6 protein-coding genes and 1 pseudogene are annotated in these 6,255 nt (G+C 69.7%); 5 read left to right on the forward strand and 2 right to left on the reverse strand.

Annotated elements, in window-relative coordinates; translation table 11 throughout:
- The first annotated feature begins 57 nt into the window (after positions 1-57).
- The 4 genes from ACFCZ1_RS36410 (at position 58) to ACFCZ1_RS36425 (ending at position 4,485) form a co-directional block, all read left to right on the forward strand.
- Positions 58-1,143, forward strand: a complete 1,086-nt coding sequence (locus ACFCZ1_RS36410) for an IS110 family transposase (RefSeq protein ID WP_376682589.1) — start codon at positions 58-60, stop codon at positions 1,141-1,143.
- Positions 1,144-1,171: 28 nt separating this feature from the next.
- Positions 1,172-1,375: a hypothetical protein gene (locus tag ACFCZ1_RS36415; protein ID WP_376682590.1), complete on the forward strand. Its 204-nt coding sequence runs from the start codon at positions 1,172-1,174 to the stop codon at positions 1,373-1,375.
- Positions 1,372-1,512, forward strand: a complete 141-nt coding sequence (locus ACFCZ1_RS36420; RefSeq protein ID WP_376682591.1) for a hypothetical protein — start codon at positions 1,372-1,374, stop codon at positions 1,510-1,512. Before ACFCZ1_RS36415 ends, ACFCZ1_RS36420 begins: the two co-directional genes overlap by 4 nt.
- Before the next feature lie 1,098 nt (positions 1,513-2,610).
- On the forward strand, positions 2,611-4,485 hold the full coding sequence (locus ACFCZ1_RS36425; RefSeq protein WP_376682592.1) for a TIR domain-containing protein: 1,875 nt from the start codon (positions 2,611-2,613) through the stop codon (positions 4,483-4,485).
- 25 nt (positions 4,486-4,510) lie between these two features.
- On the opposite strand, the gene ACFCZ1_RS36430 is transcribed toward ACFCZ1_RS36425, so the two are convergent.
- On the reverse strand, positions 4,511-4,690 hold the full coding sequence (locus ACFCZ1_RS36430) for a winged helix-turn-helix domain-containing protein (RefSeq protein WP_376682593.1): 180 nt from the start codon (positions 4,688-4,690) through the stop codon (positions 4,511-4,513).
- A 547-nt stretch (positions 4,691-5,237) separates the two neighbouring features.
- Between ACFCZ1_RS36430 and ACFCZ1_RS36435 the strand changes: the two are divergent.
- Positions 5,238-5,471 (forward strand): annotated as a pseudogene (locus ACFCZ1_RS36435) (transposase); the annotation flags it as partial.
- Positions 5,472-5,620: 149 nt separating this feature from the next.
- Here ACFCZ1_RS36435 and ACFCZ1_RS36440 read toward each other — a convergent pair.
- The gene (locus ACFCZ1_RS36440; protein WP_376682594.1) at positions 5,621-6,082 is read right to left on the reverse strand and encodes a hypothetical protein; all 462 of its coding nucleotides are present in this window, start codon (positions 6,080-6,082) and stop codon (positions 5,621-5,623) included.
- Positions 6,083-6,255: the final 173 nt, after the last annotated feature.

Consider the following 6,255-nt stretch of genomic DNA (forward strand, 5'->3'; position numbering starts at 1 on the left):
CCTACCCGCCCGACCGGCGCGTGCCGCCCTCGGCTCGGACAAGCGGCAAGGACGGACATGACCAGCATGACGCACGACGGCCCGGAGATCACCGGCGGAGTCGACACCCACGGCCTGACCCACCACGCGGCCGTGATCGACCCACTCGGCCGGCACCTGGCCGACCGGGAGTTCCCCGCGACCATCTGCGGCTACCGGGACCTGCTGGACTGGATGCGTTCCCACGGCGTCCTCGCTGCGGTCGGGGTGGAGGACACCGGCGCCTACGGAGCCGAGCTCGCGCGGGTGCTGACTGCGGCCGGGGTCTGTGTCGTTGATGTCGACCGGCCGGACCGCAGGACCCGCCGGATGACGGGCAAGTCCGACCCGATCGATGCCTACGCCGCCGCGACAGCGGTTGCCTCGGGGCGGGCCACCGGGATCCCGAAGAGCCGGGACGGCGTGGTCGAGGCGGTACGGGTGCTGCGGGTCACCCGCCGCAGCGCCGTCAAGGCCCGCACCCAGGCGATGAACCAGATCCGTAATCTGCTGGTCTCCGCCCCGGCGATGCTGCGCGAGCAGGTCGCGGGCCTGGACCGGGCCGCGCTGATACGCACCCTGGCCTGGCTGCGAGCCGGAGACGACCTCTCCCGTCCCCTTCCGGCGAAACGGGCCGCTCTGCGGCGCCTCGCCCGCCGCCACCAGACCATGGACACGGAGATCGCGGAACTGGACGCCGAGATCGGACCCCTCGTCGCCCAGGCGGCTCCTGCCTTGCCGGAGCTGTTCGGAGTCGGGCCGGAGACCGCCGGCCAGCTGCTGGCCTCAGCCGGAGACAACCCCGAGCGCATGCGTTCGGAAGGCGCATTCGCCCACCTGTCCGGAGTCGCGCCGATCCCGGCCTCCTCCGGCCGCACCCACCGCCACCGCCTCAACCGAGGCGGCGACCGGGCCGCGAACAACGCCCTCCACACCATCGTCCTGGTCCGCATGCGCTACGACGAACGCACCCGCACCTACGTCGAACGCCGGACCAAGGAAGGACTGTCGAAGAAGGACATCATTCGCTGCCTCAAGCGATTCGTCGCCCGCGAGATCTACCGCGTCCTGACCAGCACACCAACCAACCGAATCACCCAAACCGACCTCGCTCCTGCGACTTGACATCCATAGGAGCATCCAGCTGTGGGCGGTGGCGCGGCCTGACGGCGACCCGGACGCGGAGCCGGCGGTGGTGCCGTTGGAGTGGGACGCCCGCACCCAGGGCTTCTGCGGCGAACTCCCGGCCGCGGCTCCGGGTCTGCACACCGTGACAGTCACTGCGCAGGACGTGCCCGGCGGTGGAGACCTGTCGGTCGGCGAGACGCTCGCCGTGATTGACGGTGCCGAGGCATGAACCGCTGGCCGCGCTGGTGCCTGGAAGGCGAGCCCGTCGCGCTCGCCAAGTACGTGAACCCGGACGCAGTATTCAAAGGCCTCCAGCAGGGGGTCGGGGTGGGTACGGAGCCGCTGCGAGGGTGCAAGGTCGGCTGAGGACTCGGGCTGTCCGGCTGTTGTCGCCCGCCGCGACCGGGCGTGGACCTAAAGTGGGTCGCATGGGATTTCGCGCGCGTTCCGCCGACGCGGTCTACCGCTACGCGTTCCGGCGGGACGGGGATCGCTCGCTCGGTGACGGGTTCGGCTGGACCATCGTGCTGCTCGGCGACACCGGCCCGTTCTCCCAGGAATTCCTGGTGGACTACGGGGTCGAGCTCAGCATCGCGACCGCGCACCGCGTCCGTTTCGTGTTCTTCTCCGGCATGTCGCGCGACGAGACCACACGTACCGTGAACGACGCCGGCCACTGGGCGAAGGCCCGGAGGTCGTTCCTGGACCGGATGCGGGGCCCCGGGGGCAGCCCGTACGGTCGGCACCGGCAGCTGGACTGGGAGCAGCAGCCCTGGCAGGAGCTGCGGCCGCAGGCGTTCGTCCCCTTCACGGACGTGGGCAGGGTGCAAGGCCACCTCAGCGGCCATCGAGTCTGGGACTCGGCCGTGCCGGGCGCACAGGCGGCGCGCGTGCTTGCCCAGAGGCTGGGCATCGGCCGCCATGTCCCGTGTCTGCTCGTGTTCACCGACATCGGGGCCCCGCGCTACCACGTCCTGCCGGTGCGGTACCTGGCTGCCGAGGAGGTCTACCATCGGGTCCGCGGCTGGGTCGACTCGTACTACGAGATCAACCGGGAGACGCTCGCGCACTGGTCCGCCGTCGAGGAGCGCGTCCAAGCGCTCGCCACGATAGCCCGCGTGTCGTTGGCGACGGTCCGCGACTGGCCGAAGGAACGCCGGGACGACTGGCTCGCGCTGAGCCTGCTCGGGGAGTGCGCGCGCCTCGCGCGGAACCATCCGGAAGCGGCGCTCGAACAACTCGGTGCGCTGTCCCAGCAGTACGAGGCCTTCCATCGAGTCGGCGGCGATCTGTTCTCCCTCGCACGCGACGTCCAGGAACTCGAAGCCCGGGAGCGAAGCGCCGAACAGCTCAGAGAGACCGTTCGCACGCTCCGGGCGGCCGCAGATCCGCCGCAGATCACGGACGCCCTGGCGCAGTTGGCCCGGCAGCGGCCCACCGGCGCCCTCCGCCGAGACCCGGAAGGTGATCGCCGCGGCCGTCCAGTCGCGGCCCGAGCCCCTGCCGCCGACCAGCCGCGAGGAGCTCTTCGCCTGGTGGCGGAGTCTGTCGAAGCTCGCCCTCGCCCGGCGCCGGTTCGCCCGACTGCGGTACGCGTGGCGGGAATTCTACGAGCCGCAGCGACGCGAGGGCGAATCGTCCGCCGAGCACGCGCGCAGGGACTACAACGCCTTCTGGACGGCGCTGGCCAAGCACCCCCTGTCCGCGGAGCCCGAGCTCCTCGCCGATCAAGTGTTCGCCCAACTCGCGCGCCACTACGGGGTGTCGGCCGCCGCACCCACCTGGACGGAAGCGACGGACAACGCCCGCAGACAGGTGACCAGGGTGCTGGAACGGACCCGTCGCAGCGCACCGCAATGGCTGCTCGACGTCTCACCTCCCCTGCTGCTGCACGAGTGCCTCTTCCTCGGCGGCGCCAACGACGATGCCCTCCGGCAGGCCTTGCTCTCCTCGTTCCCTCGGCTGTCCGCCCTGCTCCGTGATGACACGGCGCGGGAGGCGGCCCGGTCCGCCCGGTCTGCGGCCGAGTACCTCGCCCAGTGCCTCGGCCACCGTGACGAGGTCGCCGCGGCGCTCCTGACGGATGCGAACCGTATGGAGACCCGGCCGGTGGCTCGTGCTGGGCTGCACCGGCGGCTGGAGGCGCGGTTCACCGGGATCCAGGCGGATTTCCGGCTCAGGATGGCGCGGGACGCCACTGCGTGGTTCGACCGGCGGTCCGGGATCGCGCATCTGGAGGGCAACCTGCGCGTCGCGGAGGAGCTGAGCGCCGCGCTTGCCGAGTACGACGCGGCCGTGCGCGCCGTGATCTATCCCCACATGAGCGACCCTCTCATCGAGGCCCTGCCCACACCGCCGGACCTGGAGGAGGCTCTTGGACTGCACGGCCGTCCCCCCGCGCCGATTGCCGCGACGGTGCTCCGCCGGTCGTTTACTGCCCTGCGGGACGACACCCGTGAGGCACTGTCCCGGCAGGACCAGGCCCGCTCTGAGGGGGCGGCGTGGGCGCCGGAGGCCCGGCTAGCCGACGTGCTGACGACAGTATGCGCCCCGCCCCGGGCTGCGGAAGTCCTCGCACCGTGGCCCGCGGCCACGGCCCGGGAGTCCGTCGCCCGCGCGGTACGGGATGGCCGGGCGGCGGAGCTGCTGGGCGCGCTGGGCCCACGGGAACGGAGGCGGATGCTGGAACTGGCCCGCCCGGCCGGAGCACCACCGCCCCGGCACGGCCCCCAGGAGGCGGTGACCCCGTCCGTGTTGCTCGGCGTCTTTGGCCTGCCGTCCTCGTCACGGCCGCCAGCGGGCGACGCCACGACCACGCCCCGGGTAAGGGTCTTCATCTCCTACGCCCACGAGAACGACGGCGGCGCCCACGCCGAGCGGGTACGGACGTTCTGGACCCTGCTGCGGAGCCTCGGTGTCGACGCGCGACTGGACCGGTCCGCGGCGGAGCAGCCCCAGGACTGGGCGCTGTGGATGCACAACGAGTACCGGGCCGCCGACTACGTCCTGGTCGTCGCCTCACCCGCGTACAAACGCCGCGCCGAAGGCACCGAAATCGAGGGGATCGGCAACGGTGTGGCCTGGGAGGCCCGGTTCATCAGGGACGAGGTCTACTCCGACGGCCACGGCTGGCACCGTCGCATCCTGAAGGTGGTCCTGCCCGGCGGCAGCCCGGGTGACCTGCCAGCCTATCTTGGCGGTTCCGCCGTCTCCCACTACGCGATCGACTCGATCGACGCCAAAGGCGTCGAGAGACTGCTGCGCTACCTCACCCGGCAGCCGTACGAAGTGGCTGAGCCGCTCGGCCCGATCCCGCACCTTCCGCCGCGCGGGGCGTGACTGCGGCAGGGGCCCGGCAGCGGCGTCAGCCCGACTGCTCCTGAACTGCGCCCCGGCGAACCCACGACCAGCCATGCCGCTTGAGCAGCAGCCATGTGCCCTCGACCGTGTACGAGACGTGGAACAGGCGACCGATCAGTGTCTTAATCCGAGCCAGGGTCCACCGCTGGTCCGCCCAGCCGTGGATTAGCGGTCCGCGCTCCAACTCCCCTGCCAGCCTGGCGATCTGCGTATCACTGAGCCTCGGTCGACCCGGGGATCCCTTCGACAGGACCCCGGCCTCACCACGCTCGCGTCACTGGCGACGCCACCGCTCCACGGACCGCTCGCTGACCCTCAGCGCGGCAGCGATCTCCCGGTTCTTCTGAACCCGCCCTCGAAGCGTTCCACGGCCTGCAGCCGAACCCGCTCCCGCGCGGCCCTCCCGGCGTCGGTCAGCCCGCCGCCCTGCGCGTATCTCACAGTCCAGGGCTACCGGAACGGTCCTACAACCGTCAGGCGAACGGCTCCGACATCACCCAATCAAGTTCCTTACGCTGTTGGTGGGTTGATTCCGGTCACTCGTAGGATCGGAGGCCCTGGGGCACTGGGTGTGGCTGTCAAGCTCATGCCGCACGTGTGGCTTCTACTGATTGGCCGCCCGGTGCCCCGCGACGACTCGGCCACTGATTGGGATGCGCGCGACAGGATCGCTTGGTAAGGACACGCTGGCGAGGTCGTCTGCTGGGACCGGTACTGGAACGACTTCGGAGGTGGCCGTGCCCGAGCTGTGGGCCGGAACAGACGCGGGCAAAGCCGAGCATCACTGCACGGTGATCGACACCGACGGCAAGCGAAGACTGTCGAGGCGGGTCGTCAACGACGAGAACACGCTGCTCCAGCTGATCGCGGATGTCCTCGCGTTGAGCGAGGGCGAGCCGGTGACCTGGGCGATCGACCTCAACGCCGGCGGGGCCACGCTGATGATCGCCCTTCTGGCTGCGTCAGTGACAACTGACTCCAGCGGTAGGTTAGTTCTGACTCCGTTCAGGGGCCTCAGGGCCAAGATCTGAATGTGAGAAGTGACTCCAACTTGGACGCATGAGCGACCAGCATTTCGGCCGTTCTGGACATCGATCACCGACTGAGCGGTGATTCAGTCGTAAAAGAAGAGCTCAAGGTCCTCGATGGACCCCGGCCCAGTGAGGAAGCCCTCGGCCTTCGCGATCTCCTCTTCTGGTGGCAGTTCGCCCTTCAAGAGCTGCTGCATCCAGATCTCTCCTTGCTCGCCGACCGTGTAGATGCCAGACAACAGCTCGGCCATCCCCGCGGGGTGCGGTGGGTGAACTCCGGCGACCGGTTGGAGTACCCACCCGCCTGACCGGGCAGCGAGCCGCAGCACCCCGGCCCAGTTCGCAATTCTCCCGATGCGCACGTGCCACGAGTCCTCGGTGAACGGGGCCACCCGCCCACCATGGAGAGGGTTTGTGGCGGCCGCGATGTCCTTAATCACTTGCCGTTCCACGGCGTCACGGACCCAGCGCCCTTCCTGCGCTTCTTCGATGGCGGCCTCCCACCACTTCCACCCACCGTCGAGTCGGTTCGCGAACGTATCCATGCAGCCAGGATTCCATGCGCGATGCCGCAAGCCTTCGGGGGGCGCCAATCAATTGATCAGCTCATCGAAGAGGCAGGCTCTAGTACTGCAACGGTGTTTGCCGTGACGGTTTGTTGGCTTCTGGCGGTGTGTGACCGCGTCGTTTGTAGTGGCTGACACGTGCCTGGAACTGT

The sequence above is a fragment of the Streptomyces sp. NPDC056224 genome (assembly GCF_042267665.1).
Lineage (GTDB): Bacteria > Actinomycetota > Actinomycetes > Streptomycetales > Streptomycetaceae > Streptomyces.